Annotated in this window: 20 protein-coding genes; 6 read left to right on the top strand and 14 right to left on the bottom strand. The window is 72.1% G+C overall.

Annotation, left to right across the window (positions count from 1 at the left end):
• Window positions 1-867 precede the first annotated feature (867 nt).
• On the top strand, window positions 868-1,065 hold the full coding sequence (locus tag AVL59_RS31830) for a hypothetical protein (protein ID WP_159400147.1): 198 nt from the start codon (window positions 868-870) through the stop codon (window positions 1,063-1,065).
• 80 nt (window positions 1,066-1,145) lie between these two features.
• On the opposite strand, the gene AVL59_RS31825 is transcribed toward AVL59_RS31830, so the two are convergent.
• The 7 genes from AVL59_RS31825 to AVL59_RS31795 form a co-directional block, all read right to left on the bottom strand.
• Window positions 1,146-1,994, bottom strand: coding sequence for an SGNH/GDSL hydrolase family protein (locus tag AVL59_RS31825; RefSeq protein ID WP_067311450.1), 849 nt, complete (start codon window positions 1,992-1,994; stop codon window positions 1,146-1,148).
• 65 nt (window positions 1,995-2,059) lie between these two features.
• Window positions 2,060-3,073 carry a hemolysin family protein gene (locus AVL59_RS31820; protein ID WP_067311447.1) on the bottom strand — a complete coding sequence of 338 codons (1,014 nt, stop codon included), beginning with the start codon at window positions 3,071-3,073 and terminating at the stop codon, window positions 2,060-2,062.
• The gene (locus AVL59_RS31815; RefSeq protein ID WP_067311444.1) at window positions 3,070-4,425 is read right to left on the bottom strand and encodes a hemolysin family protein; all 1,356 of its coding nucleotides are present in this window, start codon (window positions 4,423-4,425) and stop codon (window positions 3,070-3,072) included. The genes AVL59_RS31820 and AVL59_RS31815 overlap by 4 nt, the downstream gene beginning before the upstream one ends.
• A 151-nt stretch (window positions 4,426-4,576) precedes the next feature.
• Window positions 4,577-5,005, bottom strand: coding sequence for a GNAT family N-acetyltransferase (locus AVL59_RS31810; protein ID WP_067311441.1), 429 nt, complete (start codon window positions 5,003-5,005; stop codon window positions 4,577-4,579).
• Window positions 5,006-5,049: 44 nt separating this feature from the next.
• The gene (locus AVL59_RS31805) at window positions 5,050-5,931 is read right to left on the bottom strand and encodes an LLM class F420-dependent oxidoreductase (protein ID WP_067311438.1); all 882 of its coding nucleotides are present in this window, start codon (window positions 5,929-5,931) and stop codon (window positions 5,050-5,052) included.
• Between the two features lie 66 nt (window positions 5,932-5,997).
• Entirely contained in the window at window positions 5,998-8,565 is a 2,568-nt protein-coding gene (locus AVL59_RS31800) for an ABC transporter permease (protein WP_067311435.1), read from the bottom strand.
• A 4-nt stretch (window positions 8,566-8,569) separates the two neighbouring features.
• Window positions 8,570-9,382, bottom strand: a complete 813-nt coding sequence (locus AVL59_RS31795; RefSeq protein WP_067311432.1) for an ABC transporter ATP-binding protein — start codon at window positions 9,380-9,382, stop codon at window positions 8,570-8,572.
• 155 nt (window positions 9,383-9,537) lie between these two features.
• Here AVL59_RS31795 and AVL59_RS31790 point away from each other — a divergent pair, with 155 nt between their 5' ends.
• Window positions 9,538-9,780 carry a toxin-antitoxin system, antitoxin component gene (locus AVL59_RS31790; RefSeq protein WP_067311429.1) on the top strand — a complete coding sequence of 81 codons (243 nt, stop codon included), beginning with the start codon at window positions 9,538-9,540 and terminating at the stop codon, window positions 9,778-9,780.
• 4 nt (window positions 9,781-9,784) lie between these two features.
• Window positions 9,785-10,159, top strand: a complete 375-nt coding sequence (locus AVL59_RS31785) for a fic family toxin-antitoxin system, toxin component (RefSeq protein ID WP_067311426.1) — start codon at window positions 9,785-9,787, stop codon at window positions 10,157-10,159.
• 24 nt (window positions 10,160-10,183) lie between these two features.
• Here AVL59_RS31785 and AVL59_RS31780 read toward each other — a convergent pair whose 3' ends face one another.
• The 4 genes from AVL59_RS31780 to bioB all read right to left on the bottom strand — a co-directional run bounded on the left by AVL59_RS31780 (window position 10,184) and on the right by bioB (window position 14,236).
• Entirely contained in the window at window positions 10,184-10,876 is a 693-nt protein-coding gene (locus tag AVL59_RS31780; protein ID WP_067311423.1) for a class I SAM-dependent methyltransferase, read from the bottom strand.
• Window positions 10,877-11,051: 175 nt separating this feature from the next.
• Entirely contained in the window at window positions 11,052-11,768 is a 717-nt protein-coding gene (bioD, locus tag AVL59_RS31775) for a dethiobiotin synthase (RefSeq protein WP_067311420.1), read from the bottom strand.
• A gap of 1 nt (window position 11,769) precedes the next feature.
• A complete protein-coding gene (locus AVL59_RS31770) occupies window positions 11,770-13,059 on the bottom strand; it encodes an adenosylmethionine--8-amino-7-oxononanoate transaminase (RefSeq protein WP_067311417.1) in 1,290 nt (429 codons plus the stop codon).
• On the bottom strand, window positions 13,052-14,236 hold the full coding sequence (gene bioB, locus AVL59_RS31765) for a biotin synthase BioB (RefSeq protein WP_067311415.1): 1,185 nt from the start codon (window positions 14,234-14,236) through the stop codon (window positions 13,052-13,054). The genes AVL59_RS31770 and bioB overlap by 8 nt, the downstream gene beginning before the upstream one ends.
• A 147-nt stretch (window positions 14,237-14,383) precedes the next feature.
• Here bioB and AVL59_RS31760 point away from each other — a divergent pair, with 147 nt between their 5' ends.
• Entirely contained in the window at window positions 14,384-15,511 is a 1,128-nt protein-coding gene (locus tag AVL59_RS31760) for an 8-amino-7-oxononanoate synthase (RefSeq protein WP_067311412.1), read from the top strand.
• 92 nt (window positions 15,512-15,603) lie between these two features.
• Here the strand turns inward: AVL59_RS31760 and AVL59_RS31755 are convergent, their stop codons facing one another.
• A complete protein-coding gene (locus AVL59_RS31755; RefSeq protein WP_067311409.1) occupies window positions 15,604-15,828 on the bottom strand; it encodes a DUF397 domain-containing protein in 225 nt (74 codons plus the stop codon).
• A 9-nt stretch (window positions 15,829-15,837) separates the two neighbouring features.
• A complete protein-coding gene (locus tag AVL59_RS31750; RefSeq protein WP_067311407.1) occupies window positions 15,838-16,698 on the bottom strand; it encodes a helix-turn-helix domain-containing protein in 861 nt (286 codons plus the stop codon).
• Between the two features lie 212 nt (window positions 16,699-16,910).
• On the opposite strand from AVL59_RS31750, the gene AVL59_RS31745 reads away from it, so the two are divergent.
• The gene (locus tag AVL59_RS31745; protein WP_067311404.1) at window positions 16,911-17,366 is read left to right on the top strand and encodes an ATP-binding protein; all 456 of its coding nucleotides are present in this window, start codon (window positions 16,911-16,913) and stop codon (window positions 17,364-17,366) included.
• A gap of 49 nt (window positions 17,367-17,415) precedes the next feature.
• Here AVL59_RS31745 and AVL59_RS31740 read toward each other — a convergent pair whose 3' ends face one another.
• A complete protein-coding gene (locus AVL59_RS31740) occupies window positions 17,416-18,354 on the bottom strand; it encodes a LysR family transcriptional regulator (RefSeq protein WP_067311403.1) in 939 nt (312 codons plus the stop codon).
• An 83-nt stretch (window positions 18,355-18,437) separates the two neighbouring features.
• Here AVL59_RS31740 and AVL59_RS31735 point away from each other — a divergent pair, with 83 nt between their 5' ends.
• Complete coding sequence (locus tag AVL59_RS31735; protein ID WP_067311400.1) at window positions 18,438-19,058, top strand: LysE family translocator; 621 nt, start codon at window positions 18,438-18,440, stop codon at window positions 19,056-19,058.
• The last annotated feature ends 6 nt before the right edge of the window (window positions 19,059-19,064 follow it).

Below are 19,064 nucleotides of genomic sequence, written 5' to 3'. Positions count from 1 at the left end.
CGAGCGCGGCCTTCGGGGGGAACTCGGAGAGCCGAACAGCCAGTTCGCCCTCGCTGAGCGAGCCCCGCAGGCCGGAGCGCGCCAGCGTGTGCAGCAGGGCATGACGCGTCCGGACAGAGGGACTTCTACCGCACCACCCAGGATGACCTCGTCATCACCGAAGATGGCACCGGCCGTACCAGCCACACGATGATCCTCCGCAGCTCCCGCCTGAAACTGGCACCCCGACATCGCCGTGGCTCGTTTGGCCACCACGCTCGGGAAATGCTCTCCAAGCGCCTCTCTTGTGTGAGCGATGCGTGAGCGGACGTCCCGGCACACGGTGGACTGGGTGCCGTGGGGATCCAGGCCGCACGTCTCTGACCTGGCAAAACAGGATGTCTGGTCAGGTGCTGGGATCCGCCGTCACGATCTTGCGGGCCCTCGTAATGCGTAGGTGCGCGGTTGGGGCGCCGTTAGGCCAAGCGGTGAGTACTTTGGATCCTCGGAGCCTCTGAACATCGCGCCGCCGGAGGAAGATCATGGCTCCCCACCCGCACCATAGCCCCAGCGGGGATCAGAAGCTCGACGACGATGGGGCGGATCTGCCGCGAGTATCCGCAGCCGATCCCGTGGGCCGCTTCCATGTGGTGCGACAGCGAGGTGGAAGGCCCATTGCGGTGTCGGCGTGGCGCATCACGACGGAGGACCATGCGATCGCTGACGCTCTGGGTGGGTGCTATGGAGGTGTGCCGCAGCTGTTGGACACCGGCGACGAACATGTCCTTGAGGTCCTGACTCGCTGCGATCGCGTTCCTGTCTTGCTGGATGGCAGGGGGGCCGTTTCGCTTCGGATGATGATGCGTGAGCCTGGTGAGACTTTCCATCTTGTGGGAACTTGCTGCCGAGCTCCCCGCGTTGGCTGCTGCCCTGGACGTGGAGGCTGTTCCGGCCTTGGGTGTGCTGCGATGCGAACTGGTGGAGTTCATCACACGCTCCGGGCTCGCCGTGAGCTACAGGCGGCCGGTCGTTGAGGTCGGCTGGGCGCAGGTCCTTGCTCAGGATGCCGTACGACTCGTGGCGTGACGTCGGTCCGTCGGCTGTAGGTGTCGTGCGGGGGAGGCCCCGCGCCTAATCGGTGCATAGCAGCCGGGCGGGGCTCCGGGTTAGTGTCCGACCTGTCGCCAGTCCGTCACAGGGCCGGGGTTCGTGTGGTCCGCAGGGCTGACCCAGAAGGCTTTGTCTAGCTCAGCGCTGAATTGGGCGCCTGTCCGGCCGTCCCCGGAGGACCGGCCGGTCAGGCGCCGGCCTATCCACGGCAGCAGGTGCTGCTTGGCGAACCGGGCGTCCGCGACGCGACGCGACACCCAGTCCGGCCGCGCGGTGGGCGGCATCGGCGTGCGCCACTCGGTGTCCTCGGGCTCGTGGCCGAGCGTCTGCCACACCGCCTCCGCGACCCGGCGATGCCCCTCGGCCGTCAGATGCAGCCGGTCCACGTCCCACATCCGCGGGTCGGCCAGCGACGGCGCCCCGTAGAGGTCGACCACCAGGGCGCCGTGCTTCGCGGCCAGGTCGTCCACGCAGGCGAACAACTCCTCCATCCGTGGCCGGAACCGTTCCAGCACCGGACCGCGCCGGCCGGGGCTGCGCATCAGCACGAGCTGCCCGCAGCTCGGTGCCAGCCGCTCGACCGCCTCGGTGAGCAGGTCCCGCACCCGGCCCATGTCGCACTTGGGGCGCAGCGCGTCGTTGAGGCCGCCGACCAGCGTGATCACGTCGGCGTTCATCGCCGCCGCCACGCCCACTTGCTCGTCGACGATCTGCCCGATCAGCTTCCCGCGCACGGCGAGGTTGGCGTACCGGAACCCGGAGGCGCGGGCGGCCATCCGGGCGGCGAGGACATCGGCCCAGCCGCGGTAGGAGCCGTCGGGCAGCAGGTCGGACATGCCCTCGGTGAAGGAGTCGCCTACCGCGACCAGGCTGGAGTACGACGGAGATGCGGGATTCGTCTGCATGGCGACAGCGATGGTATCCCGGCTCCATACCCGCCGGTCGGTCGCCCTCGGAACCCCGGGGCGGCTCACGCGGGCTGACCGAACAGCTCCCGCAGGACGTCCTCCATGGTCACCAGGCCGCCCAGCCGCCCGTCGTCGCCCAGCACGCCCGCGAGGTGCGTACCGCTGCCTCGCATGGCGGTGAGCACGTCGTCCAGCGGGGTGTTCTCGCGGACGCGCGCGATGGGCCGCATGTCGCGCAGCCGGAACGGCACGTTCCGGGGTGAGGCGTCCAGGGCGTCCTTGACGTGCAGGTAGCCCACGATCCGGCGGCCCTCGTCGACCACCGGGAACCGGGAGAAGCCCGACTCGGCCGACAGCCGCTCCAGCTGCTCCGCCGTGACGCCCACGCGCGCGTACACCACCCGTTCCAGCGGTACGACCACGTCCCGCACCGGCCTGCGGCCCAGCTCCAGGGCGTCGTGCAGCCGTTCCTGCGCACGGTCGTCGATCAGGCCCGCCTGGCTGGCGTCCCTGACGATCTCGGCCAGTTCGGTGTCCGTGAAGGTCGCCGCGACCTCGCCCTTGGCCTCCACCCTGAGCAGCTTCAGGAGCCCGTTCGCGAAGGCGTTGATCGCGAAGATCACCGGGCGCAGCGCCCGGGACAGCGCGACAAGGGGAGGGCCGAGCAGCAGCGCGCTGCGCACCGGCTCGGCGAGCGCCACGTTCTTGGGCACCATCTCGCCCAGCAGCATGTGCAGATAGGTGGCCAGGGACAGCGCGATCACGAAGGACACCCCGTGGCCCACGCTCTTGGACACGCCGACCGCGTGGAACACCGGCTCCAGCAGATGCGCGATCGCCGGCTCGGCGACCACACCGAGGACCAGGGTGCACAGCGTGATGCCCAGCTGCGCGGCGGCCAGCAGCGCGGAGACGTGCTCCAGGCCCCACAGCACGCTCTTGGCGCGCCGGTCGCCCTCCTGGGCGAGCGGCTCGATCTGCGAGCGGCGCACGGAGATCAGCGCGAACTCGGCGCCCACGAAGAAGGCGTTGACGACCAGCGTCGCCAGACCGATCAGCAGCTGAACGGCGGTCATCGGGTCCGCTCCGTCTTCTTGTCCGTCTTCTCGTCGCTCTTCTCGTCGTCCAGCGGCGCGTGCAGCAGCACGCGGGCCGCCCGGTGCCCGGCGGCGTCCACCACGTCCAGCCGCCAGCCGGCGACCTCCACCCGGTCCCCGACCCCGGGTATGCGGCCCAGCTCGGTCGCGACGAGGCCGGCCAGCGTCTCGTACGGCCCCTCGGGCGCGCGCAGGCCCACGCGCGCGAGCTGGTCGGTGCGGGCGGCGCCGTCCGCGGAGTACAGGGCCCGGCCCGCTTCGTCGGCGCCGGCCGGAGCGAGGTCCGGCGTCTCGTGCGGGTCGTGCTCGTCCCGCACCTCGCCGACGACCTCCTCGACGATGTCCTCCAGCGTCGCCACGCCCGCCGTACCGCCGTACTCGTCGATGACGACGGCCATGGTGCGCTTGCCGGAGAGCCGGTCCAGCAGCCGGTCGACGGTGAGGGACTCCGGCACCAGCAGCGGCTCGCGCATCACCTGGGCGACCGAGCGGCGGGGCCGGTCCTTGGCGGGCAGCGCCAGGACGTCCTTGATGTGGGCGATGCCGACGACCGAGTCGAGGCTGCCGCGGTAGACCGGGAACCGGGACAGGCCCGTGGCCCGGGTCGCGTTCGTCACGTCCTCGCAGGTCGCCTGGGTGTCCAGGGCGACGACCTGGACGCGCGGGGTCATCACGTTCTGCGCGCTCAGGTCGGCCAGGTTCAGCGTCCGCAGGAACAGCTCGGCGGTGTCCGCCTCCAGCGCGCCCGCCTTGGCGGAGTGCCGGGCGAGGGCGGCCAGCTCCTGCGGCCCGCGCGCGGAGGCGAGCTCCTCGGCGGGCTCCAGGCCGAAGCGGCGCACCATGTGGTTGGCCGTGTTGTTGAGGTGCGTGATGAAGGGGCGGAAGGCGGCGCTGAACCAGCGCTGCGGATTGCCCACCCGTTTGGCCACGGCCAGCGGCGAGGAGATCGCCCAGTTCTTGGGCACCAGTTCGCCGACGACCATCAGGAACACCGTGGACAGGCCCGTGCCCAGGATCAGCGCGACCGAGCTCGCCGTCGTGGCCGAGAGGCCGAGCGCCTCGAACGGGCCGGCGAGCAGTTTGGCGATCGACGGCTCGGCGAGCATGCCGACCACCAGATTGGTGACGGTGATGCCGAGCTGGGCGCCGGAGAGCTGGAAGGTCAGGTTCCGCACGGCCTTCAGGGCGCCGGAGGCGCCGCGCTCGCCGCGTGCGACGGCCCGCTCCAGCTCGCCGCGCTCGACCGTGGTCAGGGAGAACTCGGCCGCCACGAAGGCGCCGCAGGCGAGCGAGAGCAGGATCGCCACCACGAGGAGCAGCACTTCGGTCATCGGGTCACCCCCGTCCCATGATCGGACAGGCCGGGGAGGGGCGCGCGGTGGTGCGCACCGGGAGGTTCGTCCATCGGCGGACGCTCACAACCTTTCACGGAGGGCCGAGTGCTCCCTCAATGGTAAAGGATGGGCAAAGTGTCCTCGGGGGTCAGTCCGTGAGGGGCTTCACCCAGCGCCGCCACCGCTCCTCGGGCGCGTACCCGGCCGCACGCCAGGCGTGGTGTGCCCGTTCGTTGCGGACCAGCACCATCGCGTCCCCGCGCCGCCCGCCGAGCCGCACGAACCGCTCCTCCGCGGCGGCCAGCAGCGCCGAGCCGATGCCCTGGCGCCGCCGGTCCGGATGCACCGCGAGCCGGTACAGATGGCAGCGCCAGCCGTCGAAGCCCGCGATCACCGTGCCGATCAGTTCACCGTCCCTCCCCATGGCGAGGATCAGCGCCTCGGGATCACGGTCGACCAGCCGCTCCACCCCGGCGCGGTCGTCGCTGATGCTGGTGCCCTCGGCGGCCGTCCTCCAGAAGGCCAGCACGGCGTCGAGGTCGGCGGGCAGGGCGGAACGTATGCGCAGCTCGGTCATGCGATCACCCCATCACATGAAGCCGCGGCGGCCCGCGCATTCCGTCATGCGGACCGCAGCCGCTCCATCACCGGCGCGAACGCCTCCATGCACGGCTCCAGGACGGTCAGGTACGAGAACCCGAACCGGTCCCGCTGCGCCCGCACCCGCTCCACGACGTCCTCCAGAGGCCCGGCCAGCACGATCGGCAGCGCCAGCGCCTGGTCCAGGCTCAGCGAGGGCTGCCGCTCCAGCAGCGGCTTCAGGGCCGGCTCCGGGTCGTCGGTGACGGCCACGAGCTGGAGGAGCAGGTTCAGCTCGGCGGGCTCCGCCCGGTCCGCCGCCAGCTTCCGGTAGCGCGCCACCCGCTCGTCCAGCTCCTCGGCGGTGAGCGGCGCGAGCGAACCCGGGGTGGCTCCCGGCCGTGCCCCGGTGAAGGCCGCGATGTCCGCGTGCTCGGCCGTCAGGCGCAGCATCCGGTCGCCGTTGGCGCCGATCAGCAGGGGCACCCGGGACTGCGCGGGGCGGGGCCGGTGCTCCTCGGAGCCGAGCAGCCGGTCCAGCTCCCGCACCGTGTGCCGCAGGTGGTTCACCCGCTCGCGCGGCGAGCCGAACGGCAGCCCGGCCGTCTCGTGCTCTGCCGGGACGTAGCCGGTCCCCAGCCCGAGTTCGAGACGGCCGCCGGTCAGCGCGTCCGTGGTGGCGACCTCACGGGCCAGCAGCGCCGGATTCCAGAAGCCGGCGTTGAGCACGAACGTGCCGAGCCGGGGCCGCTCGGTCGCCTCGGCGGCCGCCGCCAGCGCCGGGAACGGCGCGACCATGCCGAGGTGGTCCGGGACCAGGATCACGTCGTACCCCAGTTCCTCGGCGCGGCGGCACTTGGCCCGCCACTCGGCGGCGGGCGACGGCGTGAGCAGGTTGACTCCGAAGCGGAACGGGCGCGGCATGAACTCTCCTCGGCTGCACGTGACTTGCGTCCGGATCCCCGATTCCATCACGCCCGCGCGGGAGCGTCACTCGTGCGCGATCGCCGCCAGCACGTTCATCCGCGACGCCCTGAGCGCCGGCAGCAGGGCGGCCACGATCCCCACCACCGCCGAGCCGATCACCACCGCGACGATCGTGCCCCAGGGGAACGCGAGCGCGGTCATGCCCCGCAGGGCCAGTACCCGCTGGACGCACACGCCCCACACGAGCCCCAGCCCCAGGCCGAGGACGGCGCCGAACACCGCGATCACCACTGACTCCAGCCGGATCATCCGGCGCAACTGCCGCCGGCTGAGCCCGATCGCGCGCAGCAGCCCGATCTCCCGGGTGCGCTCGACCACCGACAGGGCGAGGGTGTTGACCACACCGAGCACCGCGATGACGATCGCGAGTCCGAGCAGCGCGTAGACCAGGTACAGCAGCACGGCGATCTGGTCGTGCACGAGCTTCTTGTAGTCGGCCTGGTCGCGGACCCGTACCTGCGGATACGGCTCAAGGGTCCGTTCCAGACGGGAGCGCAGCAGGTCGGCACCGGTGCCGGAGGCCCGTTTGACGTAGAGGGTGCCGTCCTGGCCGCCGGGTACGTACTTCTCGACCGTGCCGATGCCGAAGAACAGCCCGCCCTGCATGCCGAACCCGTCGCCGCCGCCCTGCTTCGTGAGCGCGCCCACCCGCATCTCGGCCCGGTGCCCGCCGGGGAACTCGACGGGCAGAGTGCTGCCCAGGCGTACGTCGTGGTCCCTGGCGAAGTCGGCGTCCATGCCGAGCCCGCCGTCCGCGAGCGCCGCCGCGCCGCTCCCGGCCGTGTACGTCACATGGGCGACCTCCTCGATCCGGGGGTCGTAGCCGGCGGCGGTCGTCGTCACGCGGTTGCCGTCGGGGAGCCGGACGGCCACCGGCGCGTACCGCTGCCGTACGACGAGCCGCACGCCCTCGGTGCCGCGCACCTTGTCCGTGATCTCCTTGGTGAACGGCATGAAGTTGTCGTTCTGGACGACGAAGTCGGCGCCCAGCGTCTTGTCGATCCGCTGGTCGAACGAGGCGGACATCGAGGCGCTGGCCACCGACATCCCGCCGACCAGCGCCAGGCCCACCATCAGCGCGGCCGCGGTGGCGCCGGTGCGGCGCGGATTGCGCAGGGCGTTGCGCTGGCTCATCCGGCCCACCGACCCGAACACCGCGGGGAAGGCGCCACCGAGGACACGGATCACCGGCCGCACCAGCAGCGGACCGGCGATCACGGTCGCGATCAGCGTCAGGACCACGCCCAGGCCCAGCTGTGCGGCCGCGGGCGCGGTCTTCGTGGCCGCCGCGGACCCGGCCAGGGCGGCCGCACCGGCCGCCCCGACCACCCCGCCGACGATCGCCCGTACCTTCAACGGCTTGCCCACACCGGCGACTTCGGCGTCCGCCAGCGCCGCCATCGGCGAGACGGCCGCCGCGCGCCGCGCGGGCAGGTACGCGGCGACGAAGGTGACACCGACCCCGACGGCGTACGCCGCCACGGGTGTCGGCCAGCCGATGACCATCTCCGTGGCCTTCAGATTCATCCCGAACGCGCTCATCAGCCGGATCAGCCCGAACGCCAGCCCTATCCCGGCCGCGAGGCCCAGCGTCGAACCGGTCACGCCGAGCAGGACCGCCTCCGTGAGCACCGACCGCCGCACCTGGCGCCGGTCGGCGCCCAGGGCCCGCAGCAGGCCCAGTTCGCGGGTGCGCTGGGCGATGAGCATCGAGAAGGTGTTGACGATCAGGAAGACGCCGACGAGCACGGCGATGCCGGCGAACCCCAGCATCACGTACTTGATGACATCCAGGAACCCGCCGAGCTGGGCCGCGGCCGACTTGGCCTGTTCGCCGGCGGTCTTCAGGTCGTAGGTGCCGGTGCCGATCGTCTCGCCGACGCGGCGCTTGAGTTCCGCGTCGGTCACTCCTTGGGCCGCGTCCACCGAGATGCTGGTGGCTCGCCCGGCGGAGCCGAGCAGCTCACGGGCGGCCACCGCGGGGTCCAGGAAGACCAGGGCCGCGCCCGGGTTGGTGGTGGTGAACGTGGCGATGCCGACGACCCGAACCCGGAACGTGCCCGGCTGTGCCTGCACGGTCAGGGTGTCGCCGATGCGCACGTGCCTCTTGTCCGCGGTGTCCGCGTCGAGCAGTGCCTCGCCCGCGCCGCGCGGCGCATGACCGGAGGTCAGCTTCACCGGGCTGCGGTGGGTGACGTACCAGGAGGTGGCGATGGTCGGGGCGCCGGTGGTCGGGCCGACGGACTTGTTGTGGCCGTCGACCACCACCACGTTCTCCACCGACACGTCCGCGTGCGCCGCCGCGACCCCCTCGACCTTCGCCACCCGGTCCTTCAGGGCCGCGGGCACGGTCTCGACCGCGCCCGCGGCCCTGGAGGACTTCAGGTCCTGCTTCGGTTCGAGCGTCACGTCGGCGGAGGTCGAGGCGAACAGCCGGTCGAAGGTGCGGGTGACGGTGTCGGAGAAGATCAGGCTGCCCGCGACGAAGGCCACGGACAGCACGACGGCCAGCGCGGACAGCGCCAGCCGGCCCTTGTGGGCGAGGAAACTCCGCAAGGTCGCCTTGAGCACGGGGTCAGCCCTCCTGGACGGTGCTGCCGTCGCCGAGCCGTCCGCGCACCACGTCGAACGCCTTCATGCGCTCCAGTACGGCGTCCGCCGTCGGTTGCTCCATCTGGTCCACGATCCGCCCGTCGCCGAGGAAGAGCACCAGGTCGGAGTGGGCGGCCGCGCCCGGGTCGTGGGTGACCATGACGACGGTCTGCCCGAGGTCGTCCACGGCGCGGCGCAGAAAGCCCAGCACTTCGAGCCCGGCCCGCGAGTCCAGGTTGCCCGTCGGCTCGTCGGCGAAGATCAGCTCGGGCCGGGAGGCCAGCGCCCGGGCACAGGCGACCCGCTGCTGCTGACCGCCCGAGAGCTGCGCCGGGCGGTGCGTCAGGCGCCCTCGCAGCCCGAGCGTGTCGATGACCTGCTCCAGCCACGTCTCGTCGGGCCTGCGGCCGGCGATGTCCATGGGCAGCGTGATGTTCTCGGCCGCGGTGAGCGTCGGGATGAGGTTGAACGACTGGAACATGAAGCCGATCCGGTCCCGCCGCAGCCGGGTCAGCTCCCGGTCCCTCAGGCCCGTGATCTCCGTGTCGCCGAGCCAGATCTGCCCGGCCGAGACGCTGTCCAGGCCCGCCAGGCAGTGCATCAGGGTGGACTTCCCCGAGCCCGAGGGTCCCATCACGGCGGTGAAGCGACCGCGCGCGATGTCCACGTCCACCGAGTCCAGGGCGAGCACGGTCGTCTCGCCGGAGCCGTAAGCCTTGGTCAGCCCGCTGGCGCGGGCCGCGATAGAGCCGTCGCGCGCCCGGCCCGGCGCGTGTTCGGCAGCAGGTGTGGACAAGACCGCCTCCCGGTCGTCGACTCCCTCGTACCGGCCGAGACTAGTGTGACCCGTCGCACAGCCGGAATCCCCCCAGGCTCACCAAGCCGGGGGACGGCCGCACGGGGGCCCGTGCGCCCTTGCCGCTGCTAGCACATCGGCGCTAGCGTCGAAGCATGGCGAAGACCCAGCTGAACGTGCGCGTGGACGAGGGCACCGCCCGCGCGGCCCGCGAGCGCGCCCTGGCCCGCGGCATGAGCGTGAACCGCTACATAGAAGAGCTGGTCAGACAGGACACCGGGGAGGCCGGCCGCACCTTCGTGGACGCCGCAGCCGACTTCATGAAGCAGTACGAGTCCGTGTTCGCCGAGGAGTTCGGCGAGGCGCGCGGCACCGACTCCGGCGAAGACCGCAGCTGATCCCTTGAACGAACTCAGCATCGATCTCGCCTGGCTGCTCATGCTCGCCGAACAGAAGACGCCGGGGGACCCGCAGGTCACCGACTGGGGCGCCCTGGTCGCCGCCGTCGCCCGCCACCGGGCGGAGATATTCGACGTGCCCGTCTACGACACCCCGCACGCCCGCGCCGCCGCGCTGCTCCAGCTGCTCGTCCACGTGCCGGCGCTGGAGCGCTCCAACGCCCTGTTCGCCTCGGCCGTCGCCTACGCCTATCTGGTCGCCAGCGGTCTGAAGGTGGTCACCTCGCCCGAGCAGGTCCGCGACCTCGCCCGGCTGGTCAAGAGCGGCGAGGCGGGCATCGACGACATCGCCCGGGAGCTGCGCCGCTGGAGCCTGTGACCGGCGGCGGGCCGGACCGCCGGATCACCGCGCGACCGGCTCGCCCGGCCGCCAGGCCGTCCCCAGCGCACAGTAAGAGGTGGGCAGTTTCGGCCCCTTCTCCGGCAGCGACACCCGCCGGTACGGGCCGAGTTCGAACCCGGCCCCGCGCAGTTCGGCGACCGGGTCCCGGGCGAGATGGCAGCCGCCGTTCAGCGCGGGCCACAGCGTCCGGTCCAGGACGCGCTGGGTCAGCCCCATCACCCGGCCGCCGCCCCGGCCGTGCTCGAAGAACCGCACCTCGCCGCCCGGTCTGAGCACCCGCCGTACCTCGCCCAGCGCCCGCGGCACGTCCCGCACGCTGCACAGCACCAGCGACAGCACGGCGGCATCGAAGGCCTCGCTCTTCACCGGCAGCGCCTCCGCCGCCCCCGGCACCACATCGACCGGCACCTGGACGCGCAGGGCCGACTGCAGGGCCAACTTCCGCAGCAGCGGCTCCGGTTCGATCGCGACGACCTCCGCGACGGTCCCCGGATAGTGCCCGAAGTTCAGCCCGTTGCCGGCACCGATCTCGATCACCCGCCCCGACAGCCCGGCGAGGAGCCGCTCGCGCGTCCCGGCCATCCCGAACCGGGTCTCGGCGGCCACGCTGAGCCGGGCGTAGTAGCGCGCGAACAGCGGGTGGTGGACAGGGCCCCGCGCCATCGTGGCGGAACCGGTCGACGACAACCGCATGGCAACCTCCCGGAAAGGTCGGGCCCTACGCTGATTGTCCCCCGGGAAACCCCGTCGCACCCCCGCCGGGACGCCGGACGCCCCAGCCCCATGCCGACGATCCGTCACCCCGCCCAACAAGCCACAGCCGTAAAGGTCACACATTCGGCATGCGAACTCACGTTCTCTCCGGGCTTCAGGGCGCCTCCCGGACCCGGAACGCCTCCGCGTCCCACGTGCCCTCCAGGCGTGGCGCCAGCCACGTCGGGGCCGCCGTGCGGAAGTCGGCGGGCGCGAGCGCGCTCGCCCCGGCGGGCAGCGCGCCGAGCAGCGGAGCGCCGGCGGCCTCCGGCAGATCGGCGACGTTGCAACGGCAGGCGAGGTCCGGGGCGCCGGGCCAGCTGCCGATCACCACACCGGCCAACCGCAGCCCGCGCGAGCCCAGTTCACGAGCCGTCAGCTCCGTGATGTTGAGCGTGCCGAGGCCGGCCGAGGCGACGAGCAGCACGGGTGCGTCCAGCAGCCGCGCCGCGTCCGCCAGCGTCCCGCCCGCCGCGTCGAAGCGCACGAGCAGCCCGCCCGCGCCCTCGACCAGCACCAGATCGTGCTCGGTGGCCAGCTTGGCCGCGGCCTCGGCCACCTCGTGCGGATGCACCGGAGCCATGCCCGCCCGCCGGGCCGCCGTGCCCGGCGCGAGCGGCTCGGGGAAGCGGGCCAGTTCGGAGGTTGTCACCGCACCCGCGAGCCGCGCGACCTCGTCCGCGTCCCCGCGCTCGTCCGGCCCGACCCCCGTCTGCGCGGCCTTCAGCACGGCCACCGAACGCCCGGTGGCGAGCGCCGCGGCGGCGACGGCGGCGGTGGTGACCGTCTTGCCGACCTCCGTGCCCGTCCCCGTGATCATCAGTACCCGCATGTCAGCCCTCCCGCGCCGCGGCGCACACCGCGTGTGCGATCCGTGCCACGTCCGCGTCCCCGGTGACGTACGGCGGCATCGTGTAGATCAGGTCGCGGAACGGGCGCAGCCACACGCCCTCCCGCACGGCGGCCCGGGTGGCCGCGGCCATGTCCACCTCGTGGTCGAGCTGGACGACCCCGATGGCGCCGAGGACGCGGACGTCCTTCACACCGGGCAGCCGCGCGGCCGGAGCGAGCCCCTCGCGCAGCCCCGCCTCGATCCGCTTGACCTCGGCGAGCCAGTCCTGTCCGAGCAGCAGCTCGATGGAGGCGCAGGCGACGGCCGCCGCCAGCGGATTGCCCATGAACGTCGGCCCGTGGGCGAGCACCGGCACCTCGCCCCGCGAGATGCCGTCCGCCACCCGCGCGGTGCACAGCGTGGCCGCCATCGTCAGATAGCCGCCGGTCAGTGCCTTGCCGACGCACATCACGTCCGGCGTCACGGCGGCGTGCTCCGCCGCGAACATCGCTCCGGTGCGGCCGAAACCGGTGGCGATCTCGTCGAACACCAGCAGCACGTCGTGCGCGTCGCACGCCTCGCGCAGCACCCGCAGATACCCGGGGGAGTGGAACCGCATCCCGCCCGCGCCCTGCACCACCGGCTCCACGATCACCGCGGCCAGCTCATCGGCGTGCCGCTCGATCGTCGAGCGCAGCTCCTCCGCGTACGACTCCTCGTACTCGGCCGGAGGCGGGCCCACGAACACCTGGCGCTGGAGCACACCGGTCCACAGCTCATGCATCCCGCCCTCGGGATCGCACACCGACATCGGCTGCCAGGTGTCGCCGTGATAGCCGCCCCGCCAGGTCAGCAGCCGCTGCTTGCCGGGCCGGCCGAGCGAGCGCCAGTACTGCAGGCACATCTTCACCGCGACCTCGACCGACACCGACCCGGAGTCGGCCAGGAACACATGCTCCAGGCCGCTTGGTGACATGTCGACAAGGAGCTTCGCGAGTCGTACGGCGGGCTCGTGCGTGAGCCCGCCGAACATCACATGGCTCATCCGCCCCAGCTGCGCGTGCACCGCCTCGTTCAGGACCGGGTGGTTGTAGCCGTGGATCGCCGACCACCACGAGGACATGCCGTCGACGAGTTCGCCCGAGCCGTCGGCGAGGCGCAGCCGCACCCCGCTCGCCGACTCCACGACGAGCGGTTCGGCACGCCCCGGCATCGGGCCGTAGGGATGCCACACATGCCGCCGGTCCAGCTCCAGCAGCTCGGGCACGTTCGGGCCGGGCAGGTCAGGCATTGGGTGCGAGGTCCGTTCCGGCGCCCCGGCGGCGCACGGCGACGAGGTCGGTGCGCGGCTCGTTCACCGCGGGCACCGTGGCCGTACCGCACACGTCCGCTCCCTCGTGCGAGCCGCAGACGGATCCGCACCCGGCGCTCTCGTGCGACCCGCACCCGCCCCGGGCGGCGTCCACCCGGTGCTCCGGCAGCGTCACCTCGTCGGTGCCCTCCACCTCGAACCCGGCGTCCGCGATCATCTCCAGGTCGGTCCTGCCCGCCTGGCCCTCGCTGGTCAGGTAGTCGCCGAGGAAGATCGAGTTGGCCAGGTTCAGGGCGAGCGGTTGCATCGTGCGCAGATGGACCTCGCGGCCGCCCGCGATGCGCACCTCCACGTCCGGGCAGACGAACCGGACCATCGCGAGGATGCGCAGGCAGCGCTGCGGGGTGAGGTTCCACTCCGCGGAGAGCGGGGTGCCCTCCATCGGGATCAGGAAGTTCACCGGAACGGAGTCCGGGTCCAGTTCGCGCAGCGAGAAGACCACGTCCACCAGGTCCTCGTCGCTCTCGCCCATACCGGCGATCAGACCCGAGCAGGCGGACAGCCCGGCCGCGTGCGCCTTGTTCACCGTGTCCACCCGGTCGGCGTACGTGTGGGTGGTGGTGATGTCCCCGTAGGTGGCCTCGGAGGTGTTCAGGTTGTGGTTGTAGGCGTCCGCGCCCGCCTCGCGCAGCCGCTCGGCCTGGCCGTCGGAGAGCAGACCGAGACAGGCGCACACCTCGACGCCCTCGTTCTGGTCCTTGATGGCCTTGATGGTCTGGGAGACCCGGTCCACGTCCCGGTCCGTCGGGCCGCGTCCGCTGGCCACCAGACAGACCCGCTTGGCCCCTCCGGCCAGGCCCGCCGCGGCCGCCCGGGAGGCCTCGTCGGGCTTGATCCAGGTGTACTTGAGGATGTCGGCCTTGGAGCCGAGGCGCTGGGAGCAGTAGGAGCAGTCCTCGGGGCACAGGCCGGACTTGAGGTTGACCAGGTAGTTGAGTTTCACGCGTCGGCCGAACCAGTGCCGGCGCACCTTGCCGGCCGCGGCCACCACATCGAGCAGGTCGTCGTCGGAGGTGGCGAGCACGGCGAGTGCTTCCTCGCGGGTCGGCACCTCGCGCCGCAGCCCCTTGTCCACCAGCGTGTTCAGCAGGTCCATGAGGTCCGATCCTGTCCTACGGAACCGCTTCGGGCCAAGGAGAGTTTGCACAACGGAGACGGATCATCGTGTGGGTATCGCCACACCCTGGGCGGCTGGTCGTGCCGCTAGGGTCTGTCCGCTACCTACAAAAGCCCCGGAGGACCCATGGCGTTCGGCTGGATCGACGAGCAGGCCGAGGCGCGCAGCCGCGCCGGTCTCGTACGGACCCTGCGCCCGCGGCCCGCCGACTCGCCGCTGCTGGACCTGGCGAGCAACGACTACCTGGGCCTGGCCCGTCACCCCGAGATCGCCGAGGGGGCGGCCGGTGCCGCCCGGCTCTGGGGCGGCGGTTCCACCGGCTCCCGGCTGGTCACCGGCACCACCGAGCTGCACACCGAGCTGGAGCGGGAGCTGGCGGACTTCTGCGGTTTCGAGGCGGCCCTGGTCTTCTCGTCCGGTTATGCCGCGAACCTGGCCGCGGTCACCGCGCTGGGCCCGCACGGCTCCCTGATCGTCTCCGACGCGGGCAACCACGCCTCGCTCATCGACGGCTGCCGGCTCGCGCGGGGCACCAGGCAGGTGGTCGGACACGCCGATCCGGAGGCGGTGGACAAGGCGCTCGCCACGCACGAGGGAGCGGCGATCGTCGTCTCCGACACGGTCTTCTCCGTCGACGGCGACGCCGCCCCGCTGGCCGCGCTGGCCGAGGCGTGCCGGGAGCACGGCGCGGGCCTGGTCGTGGACGACGCGCACGGGCTCGGTGTGCTGGGCGACGGAGGCCGGGGCGCCGCGCAGGCGGCCGGACTCGCGGGCGCCGACGACGTGGTCGTCACGGCCACGCTCTCCAAGTCGCTGGGCAGCCAGGGCGGAGTGGTGCTCGGTCCGGCGCGGGTCGTCGACCATCTGGTCAACGCGGCCCGGACCTTCATCTTCGACACCGGCCTCGCGCCCGCGGCCGCGGGCGCGGCGCTGGCGGCGCTGCGGCTGCTGCGCCGCGAACCGGCGCGGGCCGCACGGGCCCGCGCGGTCGCCGCCGAGCTGCACGCGCGCCTGACCGCCGCGGGTCTGGAGGCGGTACGTCCGGACGCCGCGGTGGTCTCGGTGCGGGCTCCCTCCCCGGAGCAGGCCGTGCGCTGGGCGGCGGACTGCCGTACGGCAGGCCTGGCCGTGGGCTGCTTCCGTCCTCCTTCCGTGCCCGACGGCATCTCGCGGCTGAGGCTGACCGCCCGGGCCGACCTGTCCGGGGCCGAGATCGAACGCGCTGTACGGGTGATCGGCGAGACGCGACCATGAGTCGGCGTGACACGGCCGTGCGTCGCACGAGAACGATCCGACAGTGATCGGATCTGATCAGTAGGAATCGGTCGGGTGGGGTGGGAAGGGGATCACCGGAGCGCGGTCACGAAGCCCGCCCAGCTCTCGGGGGAGAAGAGCAGCGCGGGCTTGGCCGGATCCTTGGAGTCGCGCACGGCGAGCAGTCCGGCCCACGGGCCGGAGTGCGGCCGTGCCGTCTCCACGCAGTTGTTCGCTCCGGTGCTGTAGCTGCTGCGCAGCCATCGCACATCGTGCAGATCGGTACTGGCAGGGACGTTCCGAGGCAGTGCTGGCATGGTGCCTCCTTACGCGCCGTCACCTATCCCGGCGATGTAATCCAACGAGTCCTCGGGTGAAAGGGCGTAGATCCGAAGGGTGTTGAAGGCCTCCGAGTAGGCCATGAGGTCTTCTTTCCGTTCCAGATAGAGGCTACTCGTCAACTGGTCCAGAACAACCACATCCAGATCAGAAGTGCTCGGAAATGAGAAGATAACGAAAGGCCCGGTGAGGCCGACATGCGCTCCCGCGCCGAACGGCAGCACCTGCAGCTTCACCTGGGGCAGACAAGCGGCCTCGACCAGCCGTGCCAGCTGCCGCGCCATCACCTCCGGCCCGCCGACCTCACGCCTGAGCACTGCCTCGTCCAGCACCGCGCTCAGCGCCAGCGGCGGATCCGAACGCAGCACGTCCTGCCTGGCCAGCCGCACCTCCACCAGCGCGTCCAGCCGCTCCTCGTCCACTCCCCCCACGGCCGCCCGGGTCACCGCGCGGGCGTACTCGGGCGTCTGCAGCAGACCCGGGACCACGGTGGTCTCCAGCGTGCGCATCCCGCTCGCCTGCGACTCCAGGCTGATGAAATCGCGGTAGGTGGGCGGCAGGATTCCCCGGTAGGCGTGCCACCACCGGCTGCGTCCGCCCGCACCCTCGGACCCCGCCAACATCAGCAGCATCTCGCGCAGTTGCCCCTCCCGCACCCCGTAGGCATCCAGGAGTAACCGCACATCGGCCGGTTTCACGCCGCTCGCGCCGGTCTCGATGCGGCTCACCTTCGACTGGTGCCAGCCCACCAACCGGGCCGCCTCGCCGCTGGTGAGTCCCGTACCCGTGCGCAGCGTGCGCAGCTCGGCGCCGAGTTTGCGGCGCCGTACCGCGGGACCGTTCTGCATGGGGTACTCCTTACTCCTTCCGGGCCGCCCAAATACGGTCTCCCGTCGCAGAGTTCACCGCTTTGAGCGACAGATATATGCATATCTTGGTGGATCGTTCCCCTGACCGGCCCGGTGGTGGCAGTCTGGCGACGAAGCACCAGTGCGGGACCGTACTCGAACCATCCGCTCCTCGTCGGACTTGCGGCCCGTGGGAAAGGGACGACGTCTCCATGGCAGACCATCTGGAAGCATCCGTCACTCTGCCGAGCGATCCCGCCTCGGTCTCCGCGGCCCGCTCCTATGTGGTGGGCACCCTCGCGGAGTGGGGTCTGCCACCGGACACCGACGCGGCCGACACCGTGCGGCTGATCGTCTCCGAACTCGCCACCAACGCCGTACAGCACACCCTCGGTCAGTCACCCACCTTCACCGTAGACATCGCCCTGCACCGCGACGAACAGCTGCGCATCGGTGTGACGGACAGTCATCCGCGCTTTCCGAAGAGACTGCCCGCCGCGGTCCAGCAGGACAACGGGCGCGGCATGGTCATCATCCGCTGGCTCACCGCGGAGTGCGGCGGCAAACTCCGGATCCGCCCCACCCGCGAGGGCGGCAAGACGGTCTGCATCGAACTTCCCTGGTCCATCCCGGCCGAGCCGGTCACGGCGGGACAGCCGGAGCCGTAGGGCCCGTCCGGCGGATCGTTTCGCAAACCCCACCCGGCCGGGGGACAGTTCACAAGGAGGGACGCTGACGCGCCGGAGCGTGCTGGGCCCGGCCGAACGCCCCGTGCAGAAGGGCCCGGAACGCCTGCGTGGCGGGAGCGACTTCCTCGGCCCGGTAGGCGACCGAGATCGTGCGGCGCAGCCGACCCCCCTCCAACGGACGTACTCCGACCGGAGTGACCGCGGTCCGCGCCACCATCTCCGGTACGAGGGCCACTCCGAGCCCGGCACTGACCAGCGCGCACACGACGGCGTACCCGGGCGTCGGCACCAGCAGCGCGGGAGTGGCGCCCACCCCGGCGAGCAGCGCCTCCACCTCACGCCGGGCCGGATGATGCGGCGCCATGCTGATCACCGGCTGCCCGGCCAGCTGCTCCAGCGGCAGCCGGGACGAGGCACTGCTGAGGGCGTGGCCGGGGGCCGTCACCAGCACCAGCTCCTCCTCCAGGACCGGTTCCAGGGCGACGGAGGCGGGCACGGGGGCGGGCTCGGCCGGGTGATAGGCGTGGGTGAGCGCCAGGTCCACCTCTCCGGCCGCCACCGCGGTGACCCCGGACGGCGGGTCGTAGTCGGCGACCGACAGCCGGACGTCCGGGTGGGCCCGGCGGAACGCGCTCAGAGCGGGCGGCAGCAGATGGACACCCGCCGTCGGGAAGGTGCCGAGGCGCAGCACCCCGCCCGTCAGGCCGGCCAGCCGGGCCAGCTCGTGCCGGGCCCGCTCCAGCTCGTCCAGCACCACCCGGGCCCGCGCCACCAGTACCTCGCCCGCCTCGGTCAGCCGGGCCCCGCGGTGGTGGCGTACCAGCAGCGCCGTGCCCGCCTCCCGCTCCAGCTTGGCCAGCTGCTGCGAGAGGGCGGGCGGCGTGTATCCGAGCCGGTCCGCGGCCCGCGTGATGGAGCCCGCCTCCGCGACGGCGACCAGCGCGGCAAGCCGGGTGGGGTCGTACATGGAGCCAGCCTAAAGCATCGCTTAAGGCTGGCTCAGATGATTGGAAATACCTGCTGAAGGCCGCAGGCGTGCAGGCTGGCCCCATGGACGGACAGCTCATCGCCTTCACCGGGATCGCCGCGGGTCTCGTCGCCATGCCGGGCGCCGACTTCACCGTGGTCGTCCGCAACGCCCTGGTCTCCCGCCGGGCCGGCGCGGTCTGCGGGCTCGGTATCGCCGGCGGTCTCCTGGTGCACACCACACTCGCCGTGGCCGGGGTCGCGGCGGTCCTGGTCGCCGTACCCGCGCTGTTCCGCGCGCTGCAGCTGCTGGGCGGCGCCTATGTGCTGCAGCTCGGTCTGCGGACCCTGTGGTCGCTGCACAGGCCCGTCACCGGTCCCGCCGAGTCCGTGCCCCCGGCCGCGACGCACCCGCTGCGGCAGGGCTTCGTCACCAACGTCCTCAACCCGAAGGCCTCGCTGACCTTCCTCAGCCTGCTGCCCCAGTTCGTGCCCTCGGGTGGCTCGGCCCTGCCGAAGACGCTGCTGCTCGCGCTGATCGTCTGTGCGATCGCGCTGGCCTGGTTCCAGGTCGTGGCCCTCCTGGTGGACCGGCTCGGCAGGTGGCTGCGCCGACCCCGGGCCGCCCGCGTACTCCAGGCGGGCACCGGGGCGGCGCTGACGGCGCTCGGAGCGGCCCTGCTGCTGGAGCCGCTCCTCGGCTGAGTCCGG

The sequence above is a fragment of the Streptomyces griseochromogenes genome, assembly GCF_001542625.1.
GTDB classification, from domain to species: domain Bacteria; phylum Actinomycetota; class Actinomycetes; order Streptomycetales; family Streptomycetaceae; genus Streptomyces; species Streptomyces griseochromogenes.
The sequence above is the reverse complement of the archived record's forward strand: the minus strand, read 5'-3'. Positions and strand labels throughout refer to the sequence as shown.

Bases quoted from the DNA above. Each gene is read 5' to 3' on its own strand.
- bioD (WP_067311420.1), bottom strand. From the start codon at position 11,768: ATGCGGGTACTGATGATCACGGGGACGGGCACGGAGGTCGGCAAGACG.
- AVL59_RS31820 (WP_067311447.1), bottom strand. From the start codon at position 3,073: ATGACCGCCGTTCAGCTGCTGATCGGTCTGGCGACGCTGGTCGTCAAC.
- AVL59_RS31750 (WP_067311407.1), bottom strand. From the start codon at position 16,698: ATGCAGAACGGTCCCGCGGTACGGCGCCGCAAACTCGGCGCCGAGCTG.
- AVL59_RS31770 (WP_067311417.1), bottom strand. From the start codon at position 13,059: ATGCCTGACCTGCCCGGCCCGAACGTGCCCGAGCTGCTGGAGCTGGAC.
- AVL59_RS31825 (WP_067311450.1), bottom strand. From the start codon at position 1,994: ATGCAGACGAATCCCGCATCTCCGTCGTACTCCAGCCTGGTCGCGGTA.
- AVL59_RS31755 (WP_067311409.1), bottom strand. From the start codon at position 15,828: ATGCCAGCACTGCCTCGGAACGTCCCTGCCAGTACCGATCTGCACGAT.
- AVL59_RS31745 (WP_067311404.1), top strand. From the start codon at position 16,911: ATGGCAGACCATCTGGAAGCATCCGTCACTCTGCCGAGCGATCCCGCC.
- AVL59_RS31780 (WP_067311423.1), bottom strand. From the start codon at position 10,876: ATGCGGTTGTCGTCGACCGGTTCCGCCACGATGGCGCGGGGCCCTGTC.
- AVL59_RS31760 (WP_067311412.1), top strand. From the start codon at position 14,384: ATGGCGTTCGGCTGGATCGACGAGCAGGCCGAGGCGCGCAGCCGCGCC.
- AVL59_RS31740 (WP_067311403.1), bottom strand. From the start codon at position 18,354: ATGTACGACCCCACCCGGCTTGCCGCGCTGGTCGCCGTCGCGGAGGCG.
- AVL59_RS31790 (WP_067311429.1), top strand. From the start codon at position 9,538: ATGGCGAAGACCCAGCTGAACGTGCGCGTGGACGAGGGCACCGCCCGC.
- AVL59_RS31815 (WP_067311444.1), bottom strand. From the start codon at position 4,425: ATGACCGAAGTGCTGCTCCTCGTGGTGGCGATCCTGCTCTCGCTCGCC.
- AVL59_RS31805 (WP_067311438.1), bottom strand. From the start codon at position 5,931: ATGCCGCGCCCGTTCCGCTTCGGAGTCAACCTGCTCACGCCGTCGCCC.
- AVL59_RS31810 (WP_067311441.1), bottom strand. From the start codon at position 5,005: ATGACCGAGCTGCGCATACGTTCCGCCCTGCCCGCCGACCTCGACGCC.
- bioB (WP_067311415.1), bottom strand. From the start codon at position 14,236: ATGGACCTGCTGAACACGCTGGTGGACAAGGGGCTGCGGCGCGAGGTG.
- AVL59_RS31735 (WP_067311400.1), top strand. From the start codon at position 18,438: ATGGACGGACAGCTCATCGCCTTCACCGGGATCGCCGCGGGTCTCGTC.